General features: G+C 71.3%; 26 protein-coding genes. 16 read left to right on the top strand and 10 right to left on the bottom strand.

Going from position 1 to position 26,551, the window contains the following annotated elements:
• Nucleotides 1-142: 142 nt before the first annotated feature.
• Nucleotides 143-739 (bottom strand): DUF1062 domain-containing protein, encoded by a 597-nt coding sequence (locus ACZ7GX_RS03060; RefSeq protein WP_498772232.1) that lies wholly within the window; start codon nt 737-739, stop codon nt 143-145.
• 297 nt (nt 740-1,036) lie between these two features.
• On the opposite strand from ACZ7GX_RS03060, the gene ACZ7GX_RS03055 reads away from it, so the two are divergent.
• Together ACZ7GX_RS03055 and ACZ7GX_RS03050 are read left to right on the top strand one after the other, a co-directional pair.
• Nucleotides 1,037-1,570 (top strand): hypothetical protein, encoded by a 534-nt coding sequence (locus tag ACZ7GX_RS03055; RefSeq protein ID WP_498772230.1) that lies wholly within the window; start codon nt 1,037-1,039, stop codon nt 1,568-1,570.
• A gap of 42 nt (nt 1,571-1,612) precedes the next feature.
• Nucleotides 1,613-1,924 (top strand): hypothetical protein, encoded by a 312-nt coding sequence (locus ACZ7GX_RS03050; RefSeq protein WP_498772228.1) that lies wholly within the window; start codon nt 1,613-1,615, stop codon nt 1,922-1,924.
• A 348-nt stretch (nt 1,925-2,272) separates the two neighbouring features.
• On the opposite strand, the gene ACZ7GX_RS03045 is transcribed toward ACZ7GX_RS03050, so the two are convergent.
• Complete coding sequence (locus ACZ7GX_RS03045) at nt 2,273-4,657, bottom strand: GH92 family glycosyl hydrolase (RefSeq protein ID WP_498772226.1); 2,385 nt, start codon at nt 4,655-4,657, stop codon at nt 2,273-2,275.
• Nucleotides 4,658-4,819: 162 nt separating this feature from the next.
• Between ACZ7GX_RS03045 and ACZ7GX_RS03040 the strand changes: the two genes are divergently transcribed.
• The 7 genes from ACZ7GX_RS03040 to ACZ7GX_RS03010 all read left to right on the top strand — a co-directional run bounded on the left by ACZ7GX_RS03040 (nt 4,820) and on the right by ACZ7GX_RS03010 (nt 11,697).
• Complete coding sequence (locus ACZ7GX_RS03040) at nt 4,820-5,884, top strand: sensor histidine kinase (protein ID WP_498772224.1); 1,065 nt, start codon at nt 4,820-4,822, stop codon at nt 5,882-5,884.
• Nucleotides 5,877-7,106, top strand: a complete 1,230-nt coding sequence (locus ACZ7GX_RS03035; protein ID WP_498772223.1) for a hypothetical protein — start codon at nt 5,877-5,879, stop codon at nt 7,104-7,106. Before ACZ7GX_RS03040 ends, ACZ7GX_RS03035 begins: the two co-directional genes overlap by 8 nt.
• On the top strand, nt 7,091-7,741 hold the full coding sequence (locus ACZ7GX_RS03030; protein ID WP_498772221.1) for a response regulator: 651 nt from the start codon (nt 7,091-7,093) through the stop codon (nt 7,739-7,741). The genes ACZ7GX_RS03035 and ACZ7GX_RS03030 overlap by 16 nt, the downstream gene beginning before the upstream one ends.
• A 145-nt stretch (nt 7,742-7,886) precedes the next feature.
• A complete protein-coding gene (locus ACZ7GX_RS03025) occupies nt 7,887-9,227 on the top strand; it encodes a glycoside hydrolase family 6 protein (RefSeq protein ID WP_498772219.1) in 1,341 nt (446 codons plus the stop codon).
• Nucleotides 9,228-9,279: 52 nt separating this feature from the next.
• Nucleotides 9,280-9,768: a MarR family winged helix-turn-helix transcriptional regulator gene (locus ACZ7GX_RS03020; protein WP_498772217.1), complete on the top strand. Its 489-nt coding sequence runs from the start codon at nt 9,280-9,282 to the stop codon at nt 9,766-9,768.
• A gap of 73 nt (nt 9,769-9,841) precedes the next feature.
• The gene (locus ACZ7GX_RS03015) at nt 9,842-11,278 is read left to right on the top strand and encodes an MFS transporter (RefSeq protein WP_498772215.1); all 1,437 of its coding nucleotides are present in this window, start codon (nt 9,842-9,844) and stop codon (nt 11,276-11,278) included.
• A gap of 20 nt (nt 11,279-11,298) precedes the next feature.
• Complete coding sequence (locus ACZ7GX_RS03010; RefSeq protein WP_498772213.1) at nt 11,299-11,697, top strand: pyridoxamine 5'-phosphate oxidase family protein; 399 nt, start codon at nt 11,299-11,301, stop codon at nt 11,695-11,697.
• Between the two features lie 52 nt (nt 11,698-11,749).
• Here the strand turns inward: ACZ7GX_RS03010 and ACZ7GX_RS03005 are convergent, their stop codons facing one another.
• Nucleotides 11,750-12,508 carry a HEAT repeat domain-containing protein gene (locus ACZ7GX_RS03005; protein WP_498772211.1) on the bottom strand — a complete coding sequence of 253 codons (759 nt, stop codon included), beginning with the start codon at nt 12,506-12,508 and terminating at the stop codon, nt 11,750-11,752.
• 157 nt (nt 12,509-12,665) lie between these two features.
• Between ACZ7GX_RS03005 and ACZ7GX_RS03000 the strand changes: the two genes are divergently transcribed.
• Nucleotides 12,666-13,865, top strand: a complete 1,200-nt coding sequence (locus ACZ7GX_RS03000; RefSeq protein ID WP_498772209.1) for an MFS transporter — start codon at nt 12,666-12,668, stop codon at nt 13,863-13,865.
• Nucleotides 13,866-13,880: 15 nt separating this feature from the next.
• Here ACZ7GX_RS03000 and ACZ7GX_RS02995 read toward each other — a convergent pair whose 3' ends face one another.
• Nucleotides 13,881-14,384, bottom strand: a complete 504-nt coding sequence (locus ACZ7GX_RS02995) for a hypothetical protein (RefSeq protein WP_498772207.1) — start codon at nt 14,382-14,384, stop codon at nt 13,881-13,883.
• Nucleotides 14,385-14,490: 106 nt separating this feature from the next.
• Here ACZ7GX_RS02995 and ACZ7GX_RS02990 point away from each other — a divergent pair, with 106 nt between their 5' ends.
• Together ACZ7GX_RS02990 and ACZ7GX_RS02985 are read left to right on the top strand one after the other, a co-directional pair.
• Entirely contained in the window at nt 14,491-15,372 is an 882-nt protein-coding gene (locus ACZ7GX_RS02990) for a helix-turn-helix domain-containing protein (protein WP_498772205.1), read from the top strand.
• Nucleotides 15,373-15,396: 24 nt separating this feature from the next.
• Entirely contained in the window at nt 15,397-15,609 is a 213-nt protein-coding gene (locus tag ACZ7GX_RS02985) for a DUF397 domain-containing protein (protein WP_498772203.1), read from the top strand.
• Between the two features lie 50 nt (nt 15,610-15,659).
• On the opposite strand, the gene ACZ7GX_RS02980 is transcribed toward ACZ7GX_RS02985, so the two are convergent.
• The gene (locus tag ACZ7GX_RS02980; RefSeq protein WP_498772201.1) at nt 15,660-16,481 is read right to left on the bottom strand and encodes an alpha/beta fold hydrolase; all 822 of its coding nucleotides are present in this window, start codon (nt 16,479-16,481) and stop codon (nt 15,660-15,662) included.
• Between the two features lie 76 nt (nt 16,482-16,557).
• On the opposite strand from ACZ7GX_RS02980, the gene ACZ7GX_RS02975 reads away from it, so the two are divergent.
• On the top strand, nt 16,558-17,595 hold the full coding sequence (locus tag ACZ7GX_RS02975) for a sigma-70 family RNA polymerase sigma factor (RefSeq protein WP_498772199.1): 1,038 nt from the start codon (nt 16,558-16,560) through the stop codon (nt 17,593-17,595).
• Between the two features lie 2 nt (nt 17,596-17,597).
• Here the strand turns inward: ACZ7GX_RS02975 and ACZ7GX_RS02970 are convergent, their stop codons facing one another.
• Complete coding sequence (locus ACZ7GX_RS02970) at nt 17,598-18,122, bottom strand: hypothetical protein (RefSeq protein ID WP_498772197.1); 525 nt, start codon at nt 18,120-18,122, stop codon at nt 17,598-17,600.
• Between the two features lie 85 nt (nt 18,123-18,207).
• On the opposite strand from ACZ7GX_RS02970, the gene ACZ7GX_RS02965 reads away from it, so the two are divergent.
• The 3 genes from ACZ7GX_RS02965 (at nt 18,208) to ACZ7GX_RS02955 (ending at nt 21,580) form a co-directional block, all read left to right on the top strand.
• The gene (locus ACZ7GX_RS02965) at nt 18,208-18,651 is read left to right on the top strand and encodes a helix-turn-helix transcriptional regulator (protein ID WP_498772195.1); all 444 of its coding nucleotides are present in this window, start codon (nt 18,208-18,210) and stop codon (nt 18,649-18,651) included.
• 10 nt (nt 18,652-18,661) lie between these two features.
• Nucleotides 18,662-19,072, top strand: coding sequence for a VOC family protein (locus ACZ7GX_RS02960; protein WP_498772193.1), 411 nt, complete (start codon nt 18,662-18,664; stop codon nt 19,070-19,072).
• Nucleotides 19,073-19,189: 117 nt separating this feature from the next.
• A complete protein-coding gene (locus tag ACZ7GX_RS02955) occupies nt 19,190-21,580 on the top strand; it encodes an ATP-binding cassette domain-containing protein (RefSeq protein ID WP_498772191.1) in 2,391 nt (796 codons plus the stop codon).
• A 55-nt stretch (nt 21,581-21,635) separates the two neighbouring features.
• Here ACZ7GX_RS02955 and arfA read toward each other — a convergent pair whose 3' ends face one another.
• From arfA to ACZ7GX_RS02935, 4 genes are all read right to left on the bottom strand, one after another.
• Entirely contained in the window at nt 21,636-23,138 is a 1,503-nt protein-coding gene (arfA, locus tag ACZ7GX_RS02950) for an arabinosylfuranosidase ArfA (protein ID WP_498772189.1), read from the bottom strand.
• Between the two features lie 7 nt (nt 23,139-23,145).
• Nucleotides 23,146-23,985 carry a carbohydrate ABC transporter permease gene (locus tag ACZ7GX_RS02945; protein ID WP_498772187.1) on the bottom strand — a complete coding sequence of 280 codons (840 nt, stop codon included), beginning with the start codon at nt 23,983-23,985 and terminating at the stop codon, nt 23,146-23,148.
• Entirely contained in the window at nt 23,982-24,947 is a 966-nt protein-coding gene (locus ACZ7GX_RS02940) for a carbohydrate ABC transporter permease (protein WP_498772185.1), read from the bottom strand. Before ACZ7GX_RS02940 ends, ACZ7GX_RS02945 begins: the two co-directional genes overlap by 4 nt.
• A gap of 67 nt (nt 24,948-25,014) precedes the next feature.
• Nucleotides 25,015-26,328, bottom strand: coding sequence for an ABC transporter substrate-binding protein (locus ACZ7GX_RS02935; protein ID WP_498772183.1), 1,314 nt, complete (start codon nt 26,326-26,328; stop codon nt 25,015-25,017).
• Nucleotides 26,329-26,551 lie beyond the last annotated feature (223 nt).

The following is a 26,551-nucleotide window of genomic DNA, read 5'->3' as shown; positions in this document are numbered from 1 at the left end:
AATCGCCGCCCTGCCCGGACATCAGCCCGCAGGCCGGACCCACCCCTGACGAAAGTCATAGACCGGCACCGAGGTGTCATCCCCGTCAACAACCCGAGCAGTCCCCGATCCCGACGGTCTCAGCGCCCTGGTCCCGAAGTGCTCAGCGCTTGAAGGTAAAGGCGAAGTCGCCGGAGAGCTTGCCACTCAACCGAACCGCCGACACGACCTTCCCCTCGGCGATCAGCCTCTCGACCTCACCCCGCCGAAGACCGAAACCCTCAGCGATCAGGCGCACCGGCCGAACGGGGATCCGCGCCACGAACCGGACCGACACGTCCACCACCTCGTGGTCCAGGTGATCCGATCCGCCGGTGTCGAGCCGCCAGGCGTCGTCCCAGTCGAGGGCGACGCGATTGCGACTCTGCACCACGGGGTCCTGGAGCAGGTCGGCGACCAGGCCGAGATCGTTGTCGTGCAACCGGTTCAACAACCCGGGTCGAACAGACCGCACGTTGACCCGCTCCAGGACCGTGAGCTTCACGGTGTCCCCGCACGCCGCGCAGAGCAGCAGGAGCCAGGCGTCGAGGACTTTGTGGTTCGCGTTGACCCGGAACTTCCCACTCGCCCGGAAGCGGTCGGACGCGCACACGTGACAACGGCGGCGAACGAGCGGCAGGCGGGTAGGCACAACCAACCAATTTTCGGACACAGCAAATACACCGGTTCTGTGAGAGCAGCAGAGGGAGCGCGAGCGCACCGGCGCAACGCGCGACAAATCAGCTCTGGGTCCTTCTCACAGGATGTACAACGGTGTGTCCTCACCTCGACAACGTGACTCCGCCGCACGTTAACGGCCCACCACGCCCCGCTCCACCGAATTTCGAACGCGCCCACCGTGGTCACCTCGCCGATGCAGACGCGGAACTCCAGTCGCTGAGCGCGACGGACACGACTCGCGCGCGACTCGCTCCCTACCTGCGGCGATGCCAGGCCACCCTCTCGGTGGGCGCTTCTTCCGGGAGCGCCACGCTCGACGAGGAAAGGACTCTCGCTGATGCAGATTCGACCGAAACCCCACCCGGTGCGGAGGGCGGTGGTCGCGATCCTGGCTGCGCTCGCCTTGACCACGACGGGAGCAAGTGCCCAGGCCGCGGCCGGCGACCGATGCGCGCCCACCCCGTTCGCGGTCGCCGAGACGAACTGGGACCACAACGTCATCGGCCACTACACGTACTACATGCGGGTGAATTCGGAGCTCTACCGGTGCGGCGGCTACGTGCGTGCCATCCACACCGTCTACCTCGACGGCCGCCGTCTCACCCCCGGAGCGACCGTCGTGTTCTTCGTCGGAACCCGGCGCAGCGACGGCAAGTGGCACGGACTGCCCCCGCTGGAGATCACCTCGTTCAAGAACGTCGTCGGCCAGCGCTACCAGCAGACCCGCGGTGTCGGCGGCGGGCTCACGATCACTCACGTGCGGCTCAACCACTTCGCCGCCTCCGGCCAGGCGAACGCCACCCCGCCCTCAAGCAGCACCGCGAACTACGTGAAGTGGAACGGCCCGGAGGCAGCCCCCCGACGTGGCTGACCACCTCCCGACCGGTGACCCGTACCAGAAAGGAACGTTGTCATGCATAAGACTGCGACCACGCTACTGGCGACAATCGCCACCATCGGCATCCTGGCCCCAGCACCGACCGCTCACGCGGCGACCGTCGCCAGCTGCCAGTACCAGGTAACCGCCGACAGAATCTCCGTGTGGGAACTGCCGACCAACTCCAGCACCCGGCTGAAGTACAAGTACCGAGGCGACGTGGTCGGCGGCTACTGCGACTGGACCTACTACAACGAAACCGAGAACCGCGAATACCTGGCAGTCGCCACCACCGCCGCCGCCGACGACATCGGCTGGGTAAACCGCGACCTCGTCCGCAAGCTGTAGCTCCGCCACGGCCTCATCGGCGGCTCACCTCGAACCCCCGATCCCAAACAGGCCACCAGTGTGTTCACACCATCACTCCACCGCTGGGGGCCGACGAGGCAGGCGTCCGGGCCCGTGCCCCCAACGGACCCGCAGCGAACCCACCGAGGCCCGATTTGACATGGGTTCGGGTGCTTTAGGCTGGTCGAAGCCGGCAGGCCTGGCGGGACGCTTTTCCCCGCCGGGCCTGCCGGCTTTGGCCTGCCTGGAGTGCCCGTAAGGGCCCCATGTCAAATCGAGCCGGACCCGACCGCCCGCCACCACCAACCCCGGACTTGCACCTGACCACCGACCCTAACCCGAGCGTGATCAACCGCGGTCGACCGGCAACTCCTCGACACCCCACGCCATATCCGGCTCGGCCGCCACGTCCACGACCAGCTCCCCGCCCCGCGTCACGAAGTCCTCCGACAGCCAAGACCTCCCGTGCACCCGCCCGTCCAACGTCGCACCACGCACGTACACGTTCGACGGCGACGCCTCAGGCGCGCTGATGGTGAGCGTCGGCCCACCGTTCCGGTTGATCTTCGCCTTCACGAACATCGGGCTGGACAACAGCAACTCCGCCCGGCTCGGCGTCTGCGGGTACACGCCGAGCGCCGCGAACACGTACCAGGCCGACATGGTGCCGAGGTCGTCGTTCCCCGGCAGCCCGTTCGGACCCGTCCGGTACACCAGGGACGCCATGGCGCGCACCGTCTCCTGCGTCTTCCACGGCTGCCCCAACCCGTTGTAGAGCCACGGGGTGTGGATGCCGGGCTCGTTGGTCGGGTCGTAGCGCAGGCCGTCGCCGCCGGTCGCCCACGAGCCGTCCGGCTTGTGGAAGAACGCGTCCAACCGCTGGACCGCCCGCTCACGCCCGCCCATCGCCGCCGCGAGCCCGGACACGTCGTGCTGCACCATCCACGTGTAGGTCGAGCTCGTCCCCTGCGCGAACCCGAGGTCCGACGACGGGCTGAACGGCGACACCCACGTGCCGTCCGACCGCCGTGCCTGCTGGTAGCCGACGCCACCGGCCGAGGGGTTGAACGTGTTGCGCCACCAGCCCGCGCGCGGCAGCAACGCGGCCCGCACGTCGTCACGCCCGAGCCGCCCCGCCCAGTCGGCCAGCGCGAAGTCGGCCGTGGCGTCCTCCAACGTCTCCGCCGCGCCGCCCCAGCAGTGGCACGTGTCCTGCGGCGCGTAGCCCAGGCGCAGGTACTCGGCCAGGTTGGGCCGCTGCCCCTCGCACTGGCCGGGGCATCCCTTGTCGGACAGGCCGTCGGGGTGCGGCACGGTGGCCTGGCGCACCAGCGACTCGAACGCGGACCGCACGTCGAAGTCCCGCGCGCCCATCGCGTGCATGCCGGCCAACGCGGGCGCGGACGGGTCGCCGGTCATCACGTGCGTGGGCCCGTTGACGTGCACCCAGCGGTCCCACACGCCGCCGTTCTGGCGGGCCAGGTTGAGCAGCGACTGGGCGTAGTCGGAGGCGACCCCCGGTTCGAGCAGGGCCAGGAGCTGGGTGTGGGCGCGGTACTGGTCCCAGCCGGAGAAGTTGCCGTACTGGGCTCGTTGGCCGCGTTCCAGGCGGTGGACCCGCCGGTCGCTGCCGAGGTACGTGCCGTCCACGTCGCTGGTCACGTTCGGTTGCAGGAACGCGTGGTAGAGGGCGGTGTAGAACGTGGTGCGCTGCGCGTCCGTACCGCCGGAGACCTCGACGGCGCGCAGTTGCCGCGCCCACTCCCGCCGCGCGTCGGCCGCCACGTCGTCCACGCTGTCGTGGGGCCGGATCTCGCGGTCCAGGTTGCGCCGTGCGGCTTCCGCGCTGGTGTACGAGATGCCGACCCGGACGCGCACGTCGTCGTCACGTGAGGTGTCGAAGGTGACGTAGCCGCCCGACCCGCGCCCCTGCCGCGCCGCGCCGGTCTCGTAGCCCTCGCCGCCGCTCGCGGTGGTGGCGCCTGGCTGGAGCGCGCCGTCGACCCACGTGCCGGTGCCCGCGAACGCCCGGTCGAACGACGCGGTGAAGTACAGCCGGTAGTAGGTCTTCTTGTTGTTCGCGCCGCCGTTGGCCCGACGACCGCAGAACGCCCCGGTCAGCACCGACCCCGACACCGTGCGGGTGGCCGGGTCGATGGCGACCTCGGCGTCCTCGCTGCCGTTGAGCGAGTTCGAGACCCGGAACAGCAGGGCGGCGGGCCGGTCGCGCGGGAACGTGAAGTCGCCGACGCCCGCCCGCGTGGTCACGCTCAGGTCGGCCGACGCGCCCGAGGCCAGCTTCACCGCGTAGCGGCCCGGCGTGGCCGACTCGTCGGCGTGGGAGAAGTCGGCGGCGTAGACCTCGTCGCGGACGTCGGCGGTCGGCGAGCCGGTGACCTCGCCGACGAACGGCATGATCGGCACGTCGCCCGCCGCGCCGGGGTGGCAGCCCGCGCCGTTGACGTGGGTGAGGCTGAACCCGCGCACCCTGGTGGCGTCGTAGGCGTAGCCGTTGGCCGCGCCGGTGTTGGTCTGGTCGCCGCGGGTGCTGGTCGGGCTCCACGAGATCATCCCGAACGGCCGCACCGCGCCGGGGTAGGTGTTGCCGCCGCCCGCCGACCCGATCAGCGGGTCGACGTGGTCGACCGCCGGTGACGCCGTGGCCGGCGCCTCCACCGCCGTCGCCAGACCTGCCGCCAGCACGATCGCCAACCCTGCCGTGAGCACCCGCACCGCGTCCCCCACCTCTCGACTGCCTCCAGGGTCTACCCAATGCGGCGGGCCGACCGGAAGACCCGGCGCGCTTTCTGTCCGCTGTTGTCACGGGAGCGCTCCGTGCCGTCGACCGGCACGTCACCTGCCGTCCACCGTGGACCGTGCGGCTAGGGTCGCGGCATGCCGGGGCAGGTCGAGACCGAACTCCTGACCGCCATCGCGCGGTTCGCCGGGCCCGTCCGCGGTGTCGGCGTGACGCTGATCAGCGTGTTCGGCGTGCTGTCCGTGCCGACCGACGCCCTGCCGCTGGGGCTGGGGCTGCTCGGCCTGGTGCTGATCGGCGCGGTGGCGGACTTCGGGCCGACGCGGCTGTCGTTCGCGCTCGCGGTCGTGCGGGTGCTCGCGCTGTGCGCGGCGCACGGGCAGATCGGCGGCACGGGCCAGTGGACGTTCAACATGCTCACGATCACCGCGATCACGGTGCAGTGGCAGTGGGGGCCGAGGGTCACCGTGCCGACCACGGCCGTGCTGCTGGCGGTGTACGTGGCCGCGGCGGGGTTCGACGGCGCGGCGGTGCTGCGGGTGCTCTTGGAGTGCGTGCTGGCGCGGGTGGCGTTCCAGCTGCTGCGCCGGTCGTCGCGGCGGGTGGACGAGCTGCGGACCAGGCGGGCCGCGATGGAGCGGGCCGAGGCGGTGGCGCTGGAGCGGCGCAAGCGTGAGCGCGAGTACCTGGCGTTGCTGCACGACACGGCGTCGGCGACGTTCCTGGTGGTGGCGGTGAACGGGCGGGACGCCGACCCGGCCGAGGTCGCCGGGTACGCGCGGCGGGACCTCGACCTGCTGACCGGCACGTCGGGCGTGCCGCGGGACAGCGCGGTGGACGTCGGCTCGTCGTTGCGGGCGGTCGTGGAGCACAGCCCGTTGGCCATCGACGCGCGCTGGGACAGCGCGCTCGTGCCGGCTTCGGTGGCGTTGGCGCTGGTGCGGGCGGTGCGGGAGGCGTTGGCGAACGTGGAGCGGCACGCGGGCACGGGTGCGGCCGAGGTGCACGTGACGGCGAACGGCGGTGGGGTCGAGGTGCGGGTGACGGATGCCGGGCGCGGGTTCGACGTCGGGGCGGTGTCGGAGCACCGGCGCGGCATCCGCGGGTCGGTCGTCGAGCGGATGGCGGCGGTGGGCGGCGCCGCCGAGGTGACGTCGCGGCCGGGCCGGACCACCGTGCGGCTGGAGTGGCCACGTGGCTGACCGCCCCGGACTGGTGCGCCGGAACCACCCCGCCGACCTGACGAACCGGCACGACCGCGAAACCGAGCGCAACGTGAACCCCGAAACCGCACCCGACCTGAACCCCGAAACCGGGCGCGACCTGAGCCCCGAAACCGCGCCCGACGTGGGCCGTGAGGCCGAGCGCGACGTGTTCGCGACCCTGCGGCTGATCCTGCTCGGCGTCACCGCCGTGTTGCAGCCGGGCCTCAGCGTCGCCCCGTTCCTCGCCAACGAGCACGAGCCGGCCGAGCGGGTCGCGTTCGCCGTCCCCGCCCTGGTCACGCTGCTGTGCGCGGTGTGGGTGGTGCGGCGCAGGCCGTTGCCGCCGCCGGTGGTGGCGGTCGGGGTGGTGGCGGTGGTGGCCGCGGCCGCGGTGGCGACCGCGACCTTGCCGCCGCACGCCCACTTCGGCCCCGCGGACTGGTCCTACGGGCTGGTCGGGTGGCACCTGCTGCTGTTGCTGCTGGACCGCGTGCCCGCGCTCCTCGCCGCCCAGGCGGCGCTCCTCGTGCTCACCATCGCCCTGTGGCTGGTCGACGGCGCGCCGGACCGGGCCGAGATCGGCAACGCGGGCGTCGTCACGCTCAGCATGACCAGCGTCCAGCTCGGGGTCGTGGTGATGTCCCGGGTCCTGCTGCGCAGCGCGCGCCAGGCCGCCCAGGTCGCCGCCGAACGGGAGCGCGCGGCGACCCGTGCGGCGTTGGCCGAGCAGTGGGAGCAGGACCTGCGCGCCGGGTTCGCCGGACAGCTCGGCGCCACCCTGCCGCTGCTCGCGGGCCTCGCCGACGGGGTGCTCGACCCGCGTGCCGACGAGACCCGGCGGCGGTGCGCGCTCGCGGCCACGCAGTTGCGGCGGTTGTTCGCCGAGAACGACGACGTGCCCGATCCGCTGGTGCACGAGGTCACGGCGTGCGTGCACGTCGCCGAGCGGCGCGGGGTGGCCGTGTCGCTCGCGGTCAGCGGCGCGCCGGTCCCGGTGCCGACCGACGTGCGGCGGCGGCTGACCGGGCCGCTGGCGGAGGCGTTGTCGGCGGCCCGGGAGCGCGCTCGGGTGAGCCTGCTGCGCACGGGGGACGAGGTGCGGGTGGCGGTGGTCTCCGACGCGGACGTCGAGGTGGGAACCACGACGGGTCCGGTGGAGGTCGAAAGCGGCACGTACGGTCGGCACACGCGGATGGAGGCCAGATGGCGGACGAACTGAGCGCGGTGGTGGTGGACGACCACCCGGCGGTGCGCGCGGGCGTCGCCTACTGGCTGTCCTGCGGCACGCCGCCGATCCGGGTCGTCGCGAGCGGGGACGACGTGCGCTCGGCGTGGCTCGGCGAGGGCGCGGACGCCGACGTGGTGATCCTCGACCTGCACCTCAACGGGCCGACGCCGGTGCTCGGCGACCTGCGCCGGCTGGTCGAGGCGGGTCGGCGGGTCGTCGTCTACTCGATGCGCGCCGACGACGACATCGCGTTGCAGTGCCTGGAGCTGGGCGCGTTGTGCTACCTGACCAAGGCGGAGGGCGCGGAGCACCTCGTGCAGGCGACCCGTGCGGCGGCGGAGGGCAGGTCGTACACGCCGCCGTCGCTGGCGGGCGCGTTGGCGGGCGACCGGTCCGACCACCGGCCCGCGTTGTCGGCGCGCGAGGTCGAGGTGCTGGTCGAGTGGTTCCAGTCGGAGTCCAAGGAGTTCGTGGCGCAGCGGCTGGGCATCTCGCTGAGCACGGTGAACTCGCACCTGGAGCGGATCCGGGTCAAGTACGCGCTGATCGGGCGGGAGGCGCCGACGAAGGCCGCGCTGGTGGCGCGGGCGATCCAGGACGGGCTGATCGGCGTGGACGACCTCTGATCCCCCGACCGCGGGCCGGACGCCCTCGACGCCACCCTCCACCAAGATCACCCGATCGTGATCACGGCCGGTAGTCGTCCCGGCACGGTACGGTGGCAGCACACCGCCTCCCTCACATCGTTGTGATCACCGGAGGTAGCAGTACATGAGATCCCTCATCCGCGTCGGCCACGCGCTGACGGCGGTCGCGATCGCCGCCGGGCTCGTCGTCACCGCCCCCGCCGGCGCGAGCACGGCGCCGCACTGGTCGCCACGCGTCGACAACCCGTACGTCGGCGCCCGCCCCTACGTCAACCCGGAGTGGTCCGCGCACGCCGCCGCCGAGCCGGGCGGGGCGGCCGTCGCCCAGCAGCCGACCGGCGTGTGGCTCGGCAGCATCGCGTCCGTCCGGGGCGCCAACGGGAAGCTGGGCCTGCGCGGCCACCTGGACGAAGCCCTGCGGCAGAACGCCGACCTGGTGCAGCTCGTGCTGTGGAACCTGCCCGGCCGCGACTGCGGTCGGCTGGCCACCAACGGCGAGCTGGCCTGGAACGAGCTGCCGCGCTACAAGCAGGAGTTCATCGACCCGATCGCCGCGATCCTGGCCGACCCGGCGTACGCGCGGCTGCGGGTGGTCGCGGTCGTGGAGCCCAACTCGTTGCCCTACCTCGTCACCCACGTCCAGCCGCGCTACGACGCCACGCTGACCTGCGAGTACGTCAAGGCCGCCGGCTCGTACACCGAGGGCATCGGGTACGCGCTGGCGAAGCTCGGCGCGATCCGCAACGTCTACAACTACCTGGACATCAGCCACCACGGCCACATCGGCTGGGACGACAACCGCAAGCCGACGCTGGAGCTGCTGGTGAAGGCGGCGACCTCGGGCGGCAGCCGGCTCGGCAGCGTGCACGGCTTCATCGCCAACACCGCCAACTACTCGGCGCTGCGGGAGGAGTTCATCGTCAAGACGGTGATCAACGGACAGCACATCCAGCAGAGCAGGTGGGTCGACTGGAACCCGTTCATCGACGAGCTGTCCTTTGTGGACTTCTTCCGGGCCGAGGCCGTCGCGGCGGGCTTCGACCCGCACGTCGGCGTGCTGCTCGACACCTCGCGCAACGGCTGGGGCGGCCCGAACCGGCCGACCAAGCCGGGGTACGAGACGACCGTGGACACCTACGTCGACACCAGCCGGCTCGACCGCCGGGCCCGGATCTGGAACTGGTGCAACCAGACCGGCACGGGCCTGGGCGAACGCCCGGTCGCCGCGCCCCGGCCGAACGTCGACGCGTACGTGTGGATGAAACCGCCGGGCGAGTCGGACGGCGTGAGCTTCCCGGTGCCGATCGACGGCGAGAACTTCAACCGGGAGTGCGACCCCACCTACGACGGTCGCCCGAACGCCAGCCCGGACCCGACCGGGGCGATGGGCGACTCGCCGTTGGCCGGCCACTGGCACTCGGCGCAGTTCCAGCAGTTGCTGCGCAACGCCCACCCGGCGCTCTGAACTCGGTTTCTTGCGGATAATCCAGTGTTGTACCGGTAGCTAGACTGGGGCCATGTCCGCCATGGCCCCAGCCCGCACCGAGTCCGACCTGTCGTTCCTCCTGGACCACACCGGTCACGTGCTGCGCACCCGGATGGCGGCGGCGTTGGCCGAGATCGGCCTGACCGCCCGCATGCACTGCGTCCTCGTCCACGCCTTGCAGGAGGAGCGCACGCAGATCCAGCTGGCCGAGATCGGCGACATGGACAAGACCACGATGGTGGTCACGGTGGACGCGCTGGAGAAGGCCGGCCTCGCCGAGCGCCGGCCGTCCGGCACCGACCGGCGGGCCCGGATCATCGCCGTCACCGAGAAGGGCGCCGAGCTGGCGAAGCAGAGCCAGGCGGTCGTCGACGGGGTGCACCGGGCCGCCCTGGAGTCACTGCCCGACAAAGATCGAGAAGCACTCCTGCACGCACTGAACCTGCTGGTCAGCGGCCATTTGTCGACCCCGATCCCGGCACCGCAGACGGCCCGTCGCGCCCGCGAGACCACAAGGTAAGTCCGCGACAGATTGTCTGTAACAAAACTATCCGCTACGGTTCCTCCTGTCCTCACCGGAACAGGAGAGACCCATGTCGTCCTCGCTCGACGCACCGCACGACACCCCGGTCGGCACACCCCGCGCGAACCGCTGGTCGGCGCTGGTCGTGCTGTCCGCCGCGATGCTGATGACCATCCTCGACGGCAGCATCGTCACCGTCGCCATGCCCGCCATCCAGCGCGACCTGGGCTTCTCCCCCGCCGGCCTGAGCTGGACGGTCAACGCCTACCTGATCGCGTTCGGCGGTCTGCTGCTGCTGGCCGGCCGGCTCGGCGACCTGATCGGGCGCAAGGCGGTGTTCCTCGCGGGCAACGCGGTCTTCACCGCCGCGTCCCTGCTGGCGGGCGCGGCCGGCACGCCGGAACTGCTGATCGCGGCCCGGTTCCTGCAGGGCGCGGGCAGCGCGATGGCGTCGGCGGTCGTCCTCGGCATCCTGGTCACGCTGTTCACCGACCCGGCGGAACGCGCCAAGGCGATCGGCGTGTTCAGCTTCACCGGCGCGGCGGGCGCGTCCATCGGGCAGGTGCTCGGCGGCGTGCTGACCGACGCGCTGAGCTGGCACTGGATCTTCTTCATCAACCTGCCGATCGGCGTGGCCACCGTGCTGCTGGCGGTCCGCGTGCTGCCGGCCGACCGGGGTGCGGGTCTGTCCGCCGGCGCCGACGTGCTCGGCGCGGCGCTGGTCACGAGCGGCCTGATGCTCGGCATCTACACCGTGGTCGAGGTCGAGCGGTACGGCTGGACGGCGACCCGCACGCTCGGCCTCGGCGCGCTGTCGGTCGCGTTGCTGGCCGCGTTCACCGTTCGGCAGGCCCGGGCGCGGACGCCGTTGATGCCGCTGCGGATCCTGCGGTCGCGCAACGTGGTCGGCGCGAACCTGGTGCAGGTGCTCACCCTGTCGGCGATGTTCGCGTTCCAGATCATCGTCGCGCTCTTCATGCAGAAGGTGCTGGCCTACAGCGCGCTCGCCACCGGGTTGGCGATGCTGCCGGCGGCGGTCGCGATCGGCGGCGTGTCGCTGTTCGTCTCGGCCCGGTTGAACACCCGCTTCGGTGAACGCGCGGTGCTGCTGGCCGGGCTGGCGCTGCTGGCCGGCGCGATGGTCAAGCTGGCCGCGGTCCCGGTGGACGCCGACTACGCCGCCGACCTGCTGCCCGTCATGCTGCTGATCGCCGGCGGCGGGCTGGTGCTGCCCGCGTTGGCGTCGCTGGGCATGTCCGACGCGAAGCCCGACGACGCGGGCCTGGTGTCCGGCCTGTTCAACACGACGCAGCAGGTCGGCATGGCGGTGGGAGTGGCCGTGCTGTCCACGCTGGCCGCCGCGCGGACCGAGGAGGAGCTGGCGTCCGGCGCCGCCGAGCCGGCCGCGCTGACCGCCGGGTACCACGTCGCGTTCACCGTCGCCGCCTCGCTGCTGGCCGCCGCGTTCGCGGTCACGCTCCTCGTCCTGCGCAAGCGTTCCCGCTGACTTCCTCGAAGGAGATCGACATGACCGTCAACGCCGGCCCCGCGCCCCGCACCCTGACCGACGACGAACTGGTGGCCCTGATCGGCGGGCAGCGGTTCGGCGTGCTCGCCACCGTGAAGCGCAGCGGCCACCCCCACCTGTCCACCGTGCTCTACCAGTGGGACGCGGAGGACCGGGTGATCCGGGTGTCGACCACCGCCGACCGGGTGAAAGCCCGCCAGCTGCGGGCCGACCCGAAGGTGTCGCTGCACGTGAGCGGACCGGACGTGTGGTCGTTCGCGGTGGTGGAGGGCGAGGCGGAACTGGTGGAGACGACGGACGGCCCGGACCTCGCCCCGGACCGCCGCCTGACCATCACGTTCCCCGCGACCCGCCTCTACGGCACCGCGCTGGACGTGGGGCCTCAGACCGGCGCCTGACCGGGGCGGCTGATCAGGGGCAGCTGAGCGGGGCGATCGGTCGGGGCGGCGTTCACACGTCGTCCCGACCGATCCACTGCAGGGTCGCGAACAGGTTCGGCCGCGGCTCCACGAAGGCCGCCTCGACCAACGCGGACTCCCGCGCGTCCTCGACCACCTGCGGCCACGGCTTCCGGACGTCGAGGCGCAGGTCGAGCCCCTCGTGGCTGACCCAGGTGGTGTGCGCGGGGAACACCAGCGCCAGCCTGAAGCCCAGCACCGCCTGGTCGTGGTCGGCCAGGTCGTCGACGACCTCCGCCAGCCGGTCCGACGGCCAGGCCCGGGGCAGGTCGCGCGCCGTCGTCCGCAACGACGCCGTCAACGGCGGCCAGACCTCCCGCCGCGCGCCCAGCCGCGTCAGCGCGCGACGGACCTCGACCGCTTCACCCCCGTCCGGCGGCCCGCCCTCGGCGCGCAGTCGTTCGCGCGCGGCCGACAGCGCCGGCAGCGCCTCCCGGAGGCGGAGCTCGCCGACCGACCAGGTCGACCACCTCCGAACCGCCTCGTCCTCGCTGCCGAGCAGACCGATCAACGCGGGACCGGCGGCGGGGTCGCCGAAGTGGTCGAAGACCTCGATCGCGCACAGCTGCCCGTAGGCGTCCAGCGACCCCACCGCGTCCGCCAGCGGCCGGACCACCTCGCCGCCCATCGAGATCAGCTCGGCCTCCGCGTTCCGGACGACCTCGATCGAGTCGTCGTTCAGGAGCCCGATCAGGCGGGTGATCTCGTCGGTCACGGTCGAGGAGTCTGCCTCGCCGATCGCGGCGCTCACCAGCGAATTCCCGGGCTCGCGGACGCCGCCGTGTGAGCAGTGGCACGCGGTGGCGGGGGGTGGGCTGGGCGGGACGGACCGCTAAAGTCGTTTCGGTAGCTAAGGAATCCACGTCGCGCGGTCACTGTCGACTCGGGACAGCTGACAGGAGCGACGCATGACGGCGACCGTCGAGTCCGCGGTGACTCGTCGTGGCAAGGGCGGCGGGGCGGCGATGTTCGCGCTCGCGCTGGGCGGGTTCGGCATCGGGACGACCGAGTTCGCCACCATGGGCCTGCTGCCGCAGATGGCCGCCACGTTCGACATCTCCATCCCCACCGCCGGCCACGCGATCAGCCTGTACGCGCTCGGCGTGGTGGTCGGCGCGCCGCTCATCGCCGGGCTGGCCGCGAAGCTGCCGCGCAAGGGCCTCCTGATCGCCCTGACGCTGGCCCTGGCGCTCGGCAACGGCCTGTCCGCCCTCGCGCCGAACACCGCCCTGCTGATGACCGCGCGGTTCGTGGCCGGGCTGCCGCACGGCGCGTACTTCGGCATCGCGGCCGTGGTCGCGACCACCCTCGTGCCACCGGAACGGCGTGGCACGGCGGTCGCCCGGATCATGGTCGGCCTGACCGTGGCGAACCTGGTCGGCGTGCCGGTCGCCACCGCCGCCGGTCAGCAGATCGGGTGGCGGGTCGCGTACCTCGCGGTGGCCGCGATCGCGGTCGCGACGGCGTTGGCGGTGGCCAGGTGGCTGCCGCGGGTGCCCGCGCCGAGGGACGCGAGCGTGGCCGCCGAGCTGAGCGCGTTCCGCCGGCCGCAGGTGTGGTTCGCGCTGCTCACCGGCATGATCGGGTTCGGCGGCATGTTCGCCGTCTACTCCTACATCTCGCCGATCACCACCGAGGTGACCGCGCTGTCCTCGTCCGCCGTGCCGTGGGTGCTCGCGGTGTTCGGGCTCGGCATGACGATCGGCGCCACGGTCGGCGGCCGGTTCGTCGACCGCTCGGTCATGGGCACCGTCTTCGGCTCGCTGATCGCGGTGACGGGTGTGCTCGTGGTGTTCGCGCTGACCGCGACCTCGCCGGTGATGGCGTTCGCGACCGTGTTCCTGATCGGGCTCGTGTCGCAGGTGCTGGCCTCGGCGTTGCAGGTGCGGCTGATGGACGCCTCGCCGGACGCGCCGTCGCTGGCGTCGTCGTCCAACCACTCGGCGTTGAACATCGCCAACGGCGCGGGCGCGTGGCTGGGCGGGCTGGCCATCGGCGCGGGCTGGGGCTACACCTCCACCGCGTGGGTCGGGGTGGCGTTGAGCCTGGCCGGGCTGGCGGTGGCCGCCCTGTCGGTCCTGGTCGGCCGCACCCGCGTGCCCGCCTAGCGCCGAAGCCGGACGTCACACCAGGCGCGCCGGCTGTCCGGCGTCCTGTCCCGGTGGCTCCTGGGTCGCCGCCCGTGCCGCCGCCATGGCCGTTTCCGCCGCCTCGTCGGCGAACCTCATCGCCTCGGCCGCCGCCTGCACCGCGACCTGGGCCTGCTCGGCCGCTTCGGCCGCGTGCCGGGCGGCCTCGAACGCCACGGTCGCCTGATCGCCGGCACCTGCCCGTTGGGCGGTCTCGGCCTTCTCCCGTGCCAGCACGGCGGCGGTACGCGCTTGCGCACCCGCGTTGTAGACGGCGTCCACCACCCGGTCAGCGGCCTCGACCAGCGCCATGTCGCCCAGCGCCGCCGTCGCCTGGTCCCGCAGCGCGCGCACGTGGGACTCGCGCAAGGTGATCTCGATGCCGTCACCGATCGCCAGGAACGCCTGGTCGTCCAGACCGCCCCGCAGGTCGACCGGCACACCGTCGCCCACGTCCATGCGGACGCTCGTCGCGATCCGGCCCCTCGCCCAGCTCACCACATCACCACCAGGTTCCTCGATCGTGTCGGTGTTCAAATGGGTGCACGTGCGATAAGCACGTGTGGCACGACGGCCGTGTGGTGATCACGATGGAGAGTGCGCCTTGGCGACTAAGAACGATGACAGCGCGATCAGCCAACGACGGCAGCTCGGCGCCGCGATGCGCAGCTTCCGCAAGGAAGCCGACGTCGACCGCGACCGCGCCGCCGGGTTGATCGAGGTCACCGGTCCGACGCTGACCCGCAAGGAGTCCGGCCAGTTCAAGTTCAAGCGCCAAGAGGTCGAGACCCTGGCCAAGGCGTACGGCGTGGCGGACGACGAGTTGGCCATGCTGCTCGAACTGGCCCGCGAGGCCCGTGCGAGCACCAAGCGCGGCGAGTTCCCGATGTTCGTGCCGGTGAGGGCTCGCGCGTTCCTGGAGTTGGAGCGCAACGACGCCATCGAGATCATGGCGGTCACCCTCAGCTACGTCCCGCTGTACTTCCAGACCGAGGCGTACATGCGGCAGCTGTGGCGGCGCAACGGTGAACTGCTCTCGGACGGGCGGATCGAGGAGTTGGTCAAACTGCGCAAAGCCCGCCAACAAGTCGTCACCAAGCGCGACGCCCCCATGATCCGCGCGGTCATCCACGAGTTCGCGTTGCGCCTCCCGGTCGGCGGACCGGCGATCATGCGCGAACAACTCCTGGCCCTGGCGGCTGCCTGCGAGCTGCCCAACGTCGAGATCCAGATCCAACCGATCGCTTCCGGGGCTTACCCGGGCCTGGATTCCACCTTCACGCTGCTCCGGTTCCCGGTCGGGGCGACGGGCGACGTGGTCCAGATCGACAGTCACGTGGAGGCGTTCTATCGCGACCGCCGGACTGCCACCGAGGCCTATAGGGTCGCATGGGACCGCCGCCGGGTCGCAGCGCTGGACTTGCAGGCGTCTCGTGCCCTGATACTGGACGCAGCGGCCTCCTTCGGCCCGGATCCGGCCAGGTAACCGACTACTCAGGCGAGATGAGCGATGACCGAGCACCTGACGTGGCGCAAGAGCAGCTTCAGCAACGGTGAGGGCGGCGGCAACGACTGTGTCGAGCTGGCGGCGCTGCCTGACGGCGGCGTGGCGATGCGCAACTCCACGCTCGGCGACGCCGGCCCGGTCGTGACCTACACCAAGGCCGAGCTGAAGGCCTTCCTGCTCGGGGTGAAGGCCGGGGAGTTCGACGACCTGGCCTGACCTGATCACCGGCACTCGGCTCCGGACGCCGGAACCGAGTGCCGGGACGCTCAGCCCTCCCCCAGCACCTCGCGCAGCCGGACGGCGAACCGGTCCGGGTCGTCGGCGAAGCCGATGTGACCGCCCGGGAACCTGGTCGGCTCGATGCCCAGGCCGGCGGCCAGCGCCTCCGAGGTGCGCTCGCACAGCTCGCCGCCCGAGTCCTCGCCGATGCCGACCACGATCCGGCTCGACGCCGAGCGCAGCACGTCGAAGTCGGGTTCCCACCGGACGGTCGGCCGCAGCATGTGCTCGTACTGGAACCGTTCGTCGGCGAGGTCCTGCGGGTCGCGCTCGCCGCCGAACATGTGCTCGACCACCTCGTCGGGCATCTGGATGTTCGCGATGGCCAGGAACTGCCGCCACGCCCCCAGCGCGTCGCCGGCCAGGTAGGTGGCGACCATCTCGTCGGTCCGCCGGAGCAGGTCCTCCCGGTCCGGCACGAGCTGGTCGAGCGGCGGCTCGTGGGCGATCACGGTGTGCGCCAGCCCGGGGTTCGCCTGCGCCAGCGCCAGCACGCTGACCGCGCCGCCGCTGGAACCGAGCACGGTCGCCGGGCCCGCGTCCACGTGCCGGATGAGCCTGGCCAGGTCGTCGGCGCGCAGCTCCGGCGTCGCGTCGCGGTCCGGGTCGTCCACCTTGCTGCGGTTGATGCCGCGCGGGTCGGTGGTCAGCACGGTGTGGTCGGCGGCGAGCAGGTCGGCCAGCGGCTCGAACGCCCTGGCGTCCATCGGCGCGCCGACGAGCACGACCAGCGGTCCGCGGCCACGCACCTCGTAGTGCAGCAGCGCGTCGGGCACCCGCAGGGTGTCGGTGGTGGCGGTCTTGGTCATCGCGGATCCTCCTGGAACTCCTCTGAAGTGCTCGTTCGTCGGTAGTGACCGTCCACGTGGGGCAGAATCGTCGCTCGTGAGCGAAGTTCTTGCGACGAGTTCCGCGACCGGTGTCGAGGAGCCCGACCTGGCCCGGGCCCGGGAAGGCGACGGTGAGGCGTTCACCCGCCTGGTCGAACCGCTGCGCCGGGAGCTGCACGCCCACTGCTACCGCATGCTCGGCTCCACCCACGACGCCGACGACGCCCTCCAGGACGCCCTGCTCCGGGCGTGGCGCGGGCTCGGCCGCTTCGAGGGGCGCAGCTCACTGCGCTCGTGGCTGTACACAGTGGCCACCCGCACGTGCCTGGACACCGCGGCGAGCCGTGGCCGGCGCGCGCTGCCGGTGGACCTCGGGCCGGCCAGCGAGCACGCGGTGGTCGACCAGGCGCCCGTGACCGACGTCGCCTGGCTCGGGCCGTACCCCGACGAGGGCCTGGGCGACGGCGGGCCGGCCGGGCGGTACGCGCGGCGCGAAGCCGTCGAGCTGGCCTTCGTCGCCGCCCTGCAACACCTGCCGGGCAACCAGCGGGCGGCGTTGCTGCTGTTCGAGGTGCTCGGGTTCTCCGCGGCCGAGATCGCCGCCATGATGAACACCTCGGCCACGTCGGTGAACTCCGCGCTGGCCCGAGCCCGCCGGGTGGTCGCCGAGAAGGTGCCCGAGCGCACCCAGCAGCAGAGCTTGCGGCTCATCGACGACGCGCGCCTGCGGCAGGTCGTGGCCGACTACGCCGGCGCGCTGGAACGCGGTGACGCCGACACCATGGTCGCGCTGCTGACCGAGGACGTCACCTGGTCGATGCCGCCGTTCCCGCACTGGTACCGCGGCATCGACGCGGTCCGCGACTTCGTCACGCGGGTGCCGATGGGCGACTGCCCGCCGTGGCGGCACCTGCCGACCGGCGCCAACGGCCAACCCGCCGTCGCCTGCTACCTGTGGGACGACGGCGCGGGCGCGTACGCGGCGTGGGCGATCAACGTGCTGACGCTGCGAGGCGACCTGATCCGGGAGGTCACGTCGTTCGTCGGCGCGGAGCACTTCCCGGCGTTCGGCCTGCCCGCCTCACTGCCGTGACGTCACCAGGCGGCGGCGCGCACCACCTCGTGCGCGATCTCCTCGACGGACCGGCCGTCCGTCGGGACGCGGACGGTGCCGGGCGGCGCGTCGGCGTCCAGCAGGCGTGCCATCGCCAGGCTCCGCTCGATGTGCGGCGCGAGCTGTGAGCCGATCTCACGGCGCGCGAGGCGTTCCCGGATCGTCGCCTCCGACGCGGTGAGCAGCACGAGGGTGGAGCGGACGTCTCCCTCCCCCAGGGCACGCCGGATCATCGGCTCCTCCAGCACGCTCACCGTGTTCGTGTAGACGAGCCGGTGCTGACCGAGCGCGGCGTAGTTGGCCCACACGGCGGCCAGGTTGCGCTCGGTGATCCCGGTGCGGTGCGGGTCGTCGGCGGGTGCGGGGTGGACCTGGTCGAGGAAGTCGCCCTCCACCAGGCAGTGCGCCGTCCCCCGCTGCCGGAGCACCTGGGAGACCTCCCACCCGACGCTCGACTTCCCCACACCGGCGCCGCCGCCGATCAACATCAGCTCACGCGTGGTCACGTCGGCCAGACTGCCACGATCAAGGGCCCGCGTGACACCGGGTTTCCGCCTGCTCCACGCACCGTCATGTGGCACGATCGCGCACGTGACCAGCACCTCCGCCGCGACGCAGCACCTGCGCGACCTGGCCCGGTTGCGTCGCGTCCGCGACCGGATGGACCGCGAGTTCGCGCAACCGCTGGACGTGGAGGCGCTCGCGCGCGGCGTGAACATGTCGGCCGGGCACCTCAGCCGCCAGTTCCGGCGCGCCTACGGCGAGTCACCGTACTCCTACCTGATGACGCGGCGCATCGAGCGCGCGATGGCGTTGCTGCGGCGGGGCGACCTCAGCGTCACGGAGGTCTGCTTCGCGGTCGGCTGCTCGTCGCTGGGCACGTTCAGCACGCGGTTCACCGAGCTGGTCGGCGTGCCGCCGAGCGAGTACCGGCGCGAGGCGACCGGCGAGACGGTGGGCATGCCCGCGTGCGTGGCCAAGCAGGTCACCAGACCGGTCAGGAATCGAGAAGCGTCCGCTTCGGACCCCACCTAGCGTGACCGCCATGGACATCAGCATCCACCAGACCTTCCTCCCGCAGGACGACCCGGACGCCGCGCTCGCCTTCTACCGCGACACCCTCGGCTTCGAGGTCCGCAACGACGTCGGCTACGAGGGCATGCGCTGGATCACGGTCGGTCCCGTCGGCCAACCCGACACGTCGATCGTGCTGCACCCGCCGGCCGCCGACCCCGGCGTCACCGACGAGGAGCGCCGCACCATCGTCGAGATGATGGCCAAGGGCACCTACGCCGGGATCAACCTGGCCACCAAGGACCTCGACGGCACGTTCGACAAGCTCCAGGCCGACGGCGCCGAGGTCGTCCAGGAGCCGACCGAGCACCCCTACGGCGTGCGCGACTGCGCGTTCCGCGACCCGGCGGGCAACCTGATCCGCATCCAGCAGCTGCGCTGACCCGCACGTCCCAGCGAGTGCCGCCCCCGCTCCGACGCCCGCAGGAGCGGGGCGACCGCACCCACCCGCCTACGCACCCAACCGCCTACGCGCCCGGCACCACCGGATGGAGACACGATGAGCAAGGCCACCAGGACGCAAGCGCAGTCGCCCGAGCCGTTCCTCGCCGACCGCCACGACCTGATCCGCGTGCAGGGCGCGCGCGTGAACAACCTCAAGGACATCAGCGTCGAGATCCCGAAACGCCGGCTGACGGTGTTCACCGGGGTGTCCGGCTCGGGCAAGAGCTCGCTGGTGTTCGGCACGATCGCCGCCGAGTCGCAGCGGATGATCAACGAGACCTACAGCGCGTTCGTGCAGGGCTTCATGCCCACGCTGGCACGGCCCGAGGTCGACGTGCTCGAAGGGCTGACCACGGCGATCATCGTGGACCAGGAGCGGCTCGGCGCCAACCCGCGCTCGACGGTCGGCACGGTCACCGACGCCAACGCCATGCTGCGCATCCTGTTCAGCAGGCTCGGCACGCCGCACATCGGCCCGCCCAACGCGTACGCGTTCAACGTGCCGTCGGTGAAGGCCAGCGGCGCGATCACGGTCGAGCGGGGCGGCAAGACCAAGGCCGAGAAGGCGACGTTCAACCGCCTCGGCGGCATGTGCCCGCGCTGCGAGGGCATGGGCGCGGTCAACGACTTCGACCTGACCGCGCTGTACGACGACAGCAAGTCGCTCAACGACGGCGCGCTCACCATCCCCGGCTACAGCATGGACGGCTGGTACGGCCGCATCTACCGCGGCTGCGGCTTCTTCGACCCGGACAAGCCGATCCGCAAGTACACCAAGCGGGAACTGCACGACCTGCTCTACAAGGAGCCGACCAAGATCAAGGTCGACGGGATCAACCTGACCTACTCCGGGCTGATCCCGCAGATCCAGAAGTCGTACCTGTCCAAGGACGTCGACGCGATGCAGCCGCACATCCGGGCGTTCGTGGAGCGGGCGGTGACGTTCACGACGTGCCCCGAGTGCGACGGCACGCGCCTGGCCAAGGAAGCCCTCGCGTCGAAGATCAAGGGCCGCAACATCGCCGACCTGTGCCGGATGCAGATCAGCGACCTGGCCGACTGGGTGCGCGAGCTCGACGAGCCGTCGGTGGCGCCGCTGCTGGTGAACCTGCGGCGGGCCCTGGACTCGTTCGTGGACATCGGGCTGGGCTACCTCTCGCTCGACCGGCCGTCGGGCACGCTGTCCGGCGGCGAGGCGCAGCGCACCAAGATGATCCGCCACCTCGGCTCGTCGCTCACCGACGTCACCTACGTCTTCGACGAGCCCACCATCGGCCTGCACCCCCACGACATCGAGCGGATGAACGCCCTGCTGCTCCGGCTGCGGGACAAGGGCAACACGGTGCTCGTGGTCGAGCACAAGCCCGAGGTGATCGCGATCGCCGACCACGTGGTCGACCTCGGGCCCAAGGCGGGCACGGGCGGCGGCGAGGTGGTTTTCGAGGGCACGGTCGAAGGGCTGCGCGGCTCCGACACCCTCACCGGGCGGCACCTGGACGACCGGGCGTCGTTGAAGGACTCGGTGCGGACGCCGTCGGGTGCGCTGGAGGTGCGCGGCGCCGACACCCACAACCTGCGCGACGTGGACGTGGACATCCCGCTCGGCGTGCTGTGCGTGCTCACCGGCGTCGCCGGGTCGGGCAAGAGCTCCCTGGTGCACGGCTCCGTGGCCGGCCGCGAGGGCGTGGTGGTGATCGACCAGGGCGCGATCCGCGGCTCGCGGCGCAGCAACCCGGCGACGTACACCGGCCTGCTCGAACCGATCCGCAAGGCGTTCGCCAAGGCCAACGGCGTGAAGCCCGCGTTGTTCAGCTCGAACTCCGAGGGCGCCTGCCCCACGTGCAACGGGGCCGGCGTCATCTACACCGAGCTGGGCGTGATGGCGACCGTCGAGTCCACCTGCGAGGACTGCGAGGGCAAGCGGTTCCAGGCGTCGGTGCTGGAGTACACGTTGGGCGGCAAGAACATCGCCGAGGTGCTCGCGATGTCCGCGATCGAGGCGGAGTCGTTCTTCGAGACGGGCGACGGGCGGGTGCCGGCCGCGCACAAGATCCTCGACCGGCTCGTGGACGTCGGCCTCGGCTACCTGTCGCTGGGCCAGCCGCTGACCACGCTGTCCGGCGGTGAGCGGCAGCGGCTGAAGCTGGCCACCCAGATGGCCGAGAAGGGCGAGGTCTACATCCTCGACGAGCCGACCACGGGCCTGCACCTGGCCGACGTCGAGCAGCTGCTCGGCCTGCTCGACCGGCTGGTCGACTCGGGCAGGTCGGTCATCGTCATCGAGCACCACCAGGCGGTCATGGCGCACGCGGACTGGATCATCGACCTCGGTCCCGGCGCGGGCCACGACGGCGGCCGGATCGTCTTCGAGGGCACGCCCGCCGACCTCGTGGCCAAGCGCGCCACGCTGACCGGCGAGCACCTCGCGGACTACATCGGCGCCTGAGGCGCCGCACCGGTCAGGCCCCCGTTCCCGGTGGGCCTGACCGGTGTCGCCCGTGCTACGCCTTCGCCAGCCGCACCGCGGTCCACGAGACGGGCGGCAGGACGACCCGCAGCTCGCCGTCGGCGATGTCGGCGGTCTGCGGCTTCGGCACCACGCGGTCCGGGTCGGTCTCGGTGTTGGTGGCCGAGCCGTCCGGGTCGTGCACGGTCCACGCCTCGGCCACCTCGACGTCGCCGAACGCGGCCAGCGCGACCTTCAGCTCGACCGGCTCCGTCCGGTGCCGGTTGACCACGAACACCACCGTGTCGCCGGTCTCCTCGTCGTGCGTGGCGACCGAGTCGACCACCGGGACGTCGCCGAAGCGCTTGGTCTGGTACGTCGGCGAGGACGTCTCCACCCGCAGCACCTGACCCCGCGCCAACCGCGAGGTCAGCGCGAACGGGTGGAAGGTCGTCTGCCGCCACGCCGGGCCGCCCGGCTCGCTGCGGATCGGCGCGATCACGTTCACCAGCTGCGCCTGGCACGCCACGGCCACCCGGTCGCTGTGCCGCAGCAGCGAGATCAGCAGGTTGCCGACGACCACGGCGTCGGTGACGTCGTACTGGTCCTCGATGACCCGCGGCGCGACCTCCCACTCCGTGCGCGGCTCGGCCTGGAACCGCTTCATGTACCAGACGTTCCACTCGTCGAACGAGAGCGTGATCTTCTTCTTGCTCTTGAGCCGGGCGCCGACCGCGTCCGCGGTGGCCACCACGCTGTCGATGAAGTGGTCCATGTCCGCGGCGGAGGCGAGGAAGCTGTCCACGTCTCCGTCGATGACCTCGTAGTAGGCGTGCAGCGAGATGTGGTCCACCTCGTCGTACGCCAGCTCCAGCACGGTGGACTCCCACTCGCCGAACGTCGGCATGGACGAGCTGGAGCTGCCGCACGCCACCAGCTCCAGGTCCGGCTCGGCCTGCCGCAGCGCGCGGGCCGTCTCGGCGGCCAGCCTGCCGTACTCGTGCGCGGTCTTGTGGCCGAGCTGCCACGGGCCGTCGAGCTCGTTGCCGAGGCACCACAGCTTCACGCCGTGGGGCTTCTCGGAGCCGTTCTGGCGGCGCAGGTCGGAGAGGTGCGTTCCGCCGTCGTGGTTCATGTACTCGTGCACGTCGAGCGCCTCGGCGACACCGCGCGTGCCGAGGTTCACCGCGTACATGACCTCGACGTCGGCCTTGCGCGCCCAGCGGACGAACTCGTCGACGCCGACCTCGTTGGTCTCGAGGCTGTGCCAGGCCAGCTCACGGCGCACGGGTCGCTGCGAGGCGGGGCCGACGCCGTCCTCCCAGCGGTAGCCGGAGACGAAGTTGCCGCCGGGGTAGCGGACCAGCTCCACCCCCATCTCACGGGTCAGCTCCAGCACGTCGCCCCGGAAACCGTCCTCGTCGGCGGTCGGGTGGCCGGGTTCGTAGATGCCGGTGTAGACGCAGCGGCCCATGTGCTCGACGAACGACCCGAAGAGCCGGCGTCGCACGGGCGCGATGACGTAGTCGGGGTTGAGGGAAAGGGAGGCGTTGAGCACGATGCTCCTACTTCAGGGCGCCTGCCGTCGCACCGCTGCGCCAGAAGCGCTGCAGCAGGACGAAGGCGACGATGAGCGGGACGATGGCCAGCAGTGAGCCGGTCACCACGAGGTTGAACAGCATGCGGGTGCCTGCCTCCTGCTGCGCGGTGTTGAACCAGGTGGTCAGGCCGACGGTCAGCGGGTAGAGGTCGGCGTCGCTGAGCATCACCAGCGGCAGGAAGTAGTTGTTCCAGGTGGCGACCAGGGTGAACAGGAAGACGGTGACGATGGCCGGCCGCATCATCGGCACCGCGATCTGCCAGAAGATGCGCAGCTCGCCCGCCCGGTCGATGCGGGCGGAGTCGATCAGCTCGACCGGCACGCTCTCGTCCACGTAGACGCGGATCAGGTACGCGCCGAACGGGCTGAGCAGCGACGGCAGGATGACCGCCCACATCGTGTCGACGAGTTCCACTTCGGACAGGATAAGGTAGGTCGGCAGCACCAGCGCGGTGGCGGGCACCATGATCATGCCCAGCAGCGCCGTCTCGAACAGCCGCTTGCCCGGGAACCGGAACCGCGCCAGGCCGTAGCCCGCGGCCGCCGCCAGGGCCGTCGCGCCCAGCGCGCTCAGGCCCGAGTACAGCGCCGTGTTGACCAGCCACTTGCCGTACGCGCCGTCGTCCTCGCGGAACAGCAGCCCGATGTTCTCGAACAGGTTGAACTCGGCGAACCACAGCGCGGGGCTGTCGAGCAGGTCCGGCTGGCTCTTGGTGGCCGCGACGAGCACCCATAGCAGCGGGACGAGGAAGTACAGGATGCCCACGCCCATCAGCAGGTGCGGGAGCCGGGTCTTCACCTTCATGCGCGCTTCCCCCGCCGGCGGTTGTTGACGAACACGAACGCGTAGGCCACCACGAACACCAGGAAGCCGAGCGCGAAGGACAGCGCGGCGGAGTAGTGGAAGTCCGAGTAGGCGAACGCCTGGTTGTAGGCGTAGAGGTTCGGCGTGTACCCGGCCGAGATCTGCGGCGCGAACCGGGCCATGATCTGCGGTTCGGTGAAGAACTGCATGGTGCCGATGACGGTGAAGATCGCGGCCAGCGAGATGGCCTGCTTGATCGCGGGGACCTTGACCCGCAACGCGATCTGCACCGGCGTGGCGCCGTCGATCACCGCGGCCTCGTACATCTCGCGCGGCACGCCCTGCAGCGCCGAGTACAAGATGATCATGTTGTAGCCGGTCCACGCCCAGGTCACGATGTTGCCCAGCGACACCAGCAGCAACGAGACGCTGAAGAAGTCGATCGGGTCGCCGCCCACCAGCGTCGGCAGGTCGGCGAACGGGCCGAACGTGCGGCTGTAGAGGAAACCCCACATGAGCGCGCCGACGACGGCGGGCACCGCGTAGGGCATGAACGCGATGAGCCGGAACGCCACGGCGAACTTCGTGGTCACGGCGTCCAGCACGAGCGCGCCCGCCAGCGCGATGCCGAGCATGATCGGGATCTGCACGAGTCCGAACAGGACGACCCGCAGCAGGCCGTCGAGCAGCAACGGGTCGGTGAACGCGCGCACGTAGTTGTCGAGGCCGCTGAACCGGGTGCCGAGGGCGAGGCTCTTGCTGGACAGGCTGAGCCAGAACGCGTAGCCCAGCGGCACGACGAGGAACGCGACGACGACGAGGAAGAACGGCAGCACGAACAGCGCCCCGGCCACCGGGTGCGCGGTGACCCGGCGTGACCGCTGACGCGCCCGGGATTCGACCGGTGCGGCGGCCGGCGGGTGGTCGGCCTCGGGCGCCGCGATCGGCGTGGACCGCGTCACGGTGAACCTCCTGACTTGGCCTGGGCCCGCCGCGGCGTCGAGCTCGCCGCGACGGGCCGCCGGAGCGTTACTTGCTGACCTTGAAGCCCTGCTTCTCGGCGTACGCGACGACGTTCTTCTGCGTCTCCTCCAACACCGTGCCCCACGGCCTGCTGCCCGACATGGCCTCGGCGCTGCGGTCGTTCAGCTCGCCGTACACGAAGTCCTGGAACGGCGTGAACTGGAAGTCGCCCAGCTTCTCCGACACCGGCACGAAGATCTCGTTCACCTTCTGGCCGTTGAAGAAGTCGTAGGCCTTGCCGGTGAACGCCGGGTCCGCCGCGACGTCCTTGACGAGCGGGTAGAGGAACGCCTTGTCCAGGCCGATCTGCCAGGCCGCGTCGGACTTGCCGAACAGCTCGCGCGCCACGGTGGTGGCGGCCTTCGGGTTCTTGGCCTGCTTGGTCACGGTGAACGTGGAGCCGCCCCAGTCGCCCTGCTCGTCGGCGCCCGCGGTCCACTGCGGCATCGGCGCGACCGCCCACTTGCCCGCGGTGTTCTTCAACGAGCCCGCCAGGTAGCCGGGCGTCCAGCCGGCCGCGGCCCACGTCCAGTACTTGCCGGAGTCCAGCGCGGCGGTGGCGTCGGCGGTGAAGAACGGGTCCTTGGCCATGAGGCCCTTGTCGACCAGGTCGCCGACCAGGTCGACCACCCGCTCGCACTCCGGCGCGGTCAGGTTGATCTTCACCTGGTCCTTGGCGGTGGTGTGCGAGTAGCCGTACGGGCGGCAGCCGGACTGCCACATCAGGCCGTTGAGCCAGCCGCCGTCGCTGCCGAAGCTCGCGATGTGCGCGTTCGGGTCGACCGCCTTGATCTTCACGGCCGCCTCGGCGTACTCGGCCCACGTGGTCGGCACACCGATGCCGTGCTGGTCGAACAGGTCCTTGCGGTACATCAACGCCATCGGGCCGCCGTCGACCGGGATCGCGTAGACCTTCTCGCCGTCGGTGGCCTGCTCCCACGCCCAGTCGGCGTAGAGGCCCTTGTCCTCGTTGGCGCCGTGCTCACCCATGTCCGCCAGGGCGTCGAGGATGATGAACGTGGGGATCTGCTGGAACTCCACCATCGCCACGTCCGGCGCGCCCTTGCCCGCGGTGATCGCGGTCTTCAGCTTGGCGTAGTGGTCCGCCCCGGTGCCGGCGTTGGTCCACTCGACCTTGATGTCGGGGTGGCTGGCGTTGAACGCCTCGACCACCCCCTTGAACTCCGGGTACCAGGCCCAGACGGACACCGTCACGGGTCCGCCGTCGTCGCCGCCGGCCCCGCCGCACGCGGCCACGGCGAGCAGGCCGCAGGCGGCGAGCCCTCCTCGGAGTTTCGCCAACCAGGTGGTGCCGAGCATGAGTGCGCCTTTCCGTCGCGGCATGCGCCAGTGCATGCGCGACCGCGATCACGGTGCGTGAGCGAGACGTACAAGGTGTGCGTCGACCCCGCGAGGTGCGATCCGACGCCCTCGGGGTCGTGGTCCGGGTGTCGCGCCACGGCCGGCGGGTTCGGGGGAACCGACCGTCGTTGCCACCGTGGCACCGGTATTGCTGCGCTGCAAAGCACTATGGACGGCGTTT

Source organism: Actinosynnema sp. NPDC037264 (genome assembly GCF_055603705.1).
Note: the sequence above shows the minus strand (reverse complement) of the source record. Positions and strands in the feature narration are given on the sequence as shown.

What these genes read in the sequence shown, in the direction of transcription:
- ACZ7GX_RS03000 (WP_498772209.1), top strand. Translation starts at nt 12,666, where the DNA reads ATGACGGCGACCGTCGAGTCCGCGGTGACTCGTCGTGGCAAGGGCGGC.
- ACZ7GX_RS02935 (WP_498772183.1), bottom strand. Translation starts at nt 26,328, where the DNA reads ATGCTCGGCACCACCTGGTTGGCGAAACTCCGAGGAGGGCTCGCCGCC.
- ACZ7GX_RS03040 (WP_498772224.1), top strand. Translation starts at nt 4,820, where the DNA reads ATGCCGGGGCAGGTCGAGACCGAACTCCTGACCGCCATCGCGCGGTTC.
- ACZ7GX_RS02945 (WP_498772187.1), bottom strand. Translation starts at nt 23,985, where the DNA reads ATGAAGGTGAAGACCCGGCTCCCGCACCTGCTGATGGGCGTGGGCATC.
- ACZ7GX_RS02980 (WP_498772201.1), bottom strand. Translation starts at nt 16,481, where the DNA reads ATGACCAAGACCGCCACCACCGACACCCTGCGGGTGCCCGACGCGCTG.
- ACZ7GX_RS03030 (WP_498772221.1), top strand. Translation starts at nt 7,091, where the DNA reads ATGGCGGACGAACTGAGCGCGGTGGTGGTGGACGACCACCCGGCGGTG.
- ACZ7GX_RS02985 (WP_498772203.1), top strand. Translation starts at nt 15,397, where the DNA reads ATGACCGAGCACCTGACGTGGCGCAAGAGCAGCTTCAGCAACGGTGAG.
- ACZ7GX_RS02960 (WP_498772193.1), top strand. Translation starts at nt 18,662, where the DNA reads ATGGACATCAGCATCCACCAGACCTTCCTCCCGCAGGACGACCCGGAC.
- ACZ7GX_RS03010 (WP_498772213.1), top strand. Translation starts at nt 11,299, where the DNA reads ATGACCGTCAACGCCGGCCCCGCGCCCCGCACCCTGACCGACGACGAA.
- ACZ7GX_RS03055 (WP_498772230.1), top strand. Translation starts at nt 1,037, where the DNA reads ATGCAGATTCGACCGAAACCCCACCCGGTGCGGAGGGCGGTGGTCGCG.
- ACZ7GX_RS03025 (WP_498772219.1), top strand. Translation starts at nt 7,887, where the DNA reads ATGAGATCCCTCATCCGCGTCGGCCACGCGCTGACGGCGGTCGCGATC.
- ACZ7GX_RS03015 (WP_498772215.1), top strand. Translation starts at nt 9,842, where the DNA reads ATGTCGTCCTCGCTCGACGCACCGCACGACACCCCGGTCGGCACACCC.
- ACZ7GX_RS03050 (WP_498772228.1), top strand. Translation starts at nt 1,613, where the DNA reads ATGCATAAGACTGCGACCACGCTACTGGCGACAATCGCCACCATCGGC.
- ACZ7GX_RS02955 (WP_498772191.1), top strand. Translation starts at nt 19,190, where the DNA reads ATGAGCAAGGCCACCAGGACGCAAGCGCAGTCGCCCGAGCCGTTCCTC.
- ACZ7GX_RS03020 (WP_498772217.1), top strand. Translation starts at nt 9,280, where the DNA reads ATGTCCGCCATGGCCCCAGCCCGCACCGAGTCCGACCTGTCGTTCCTC.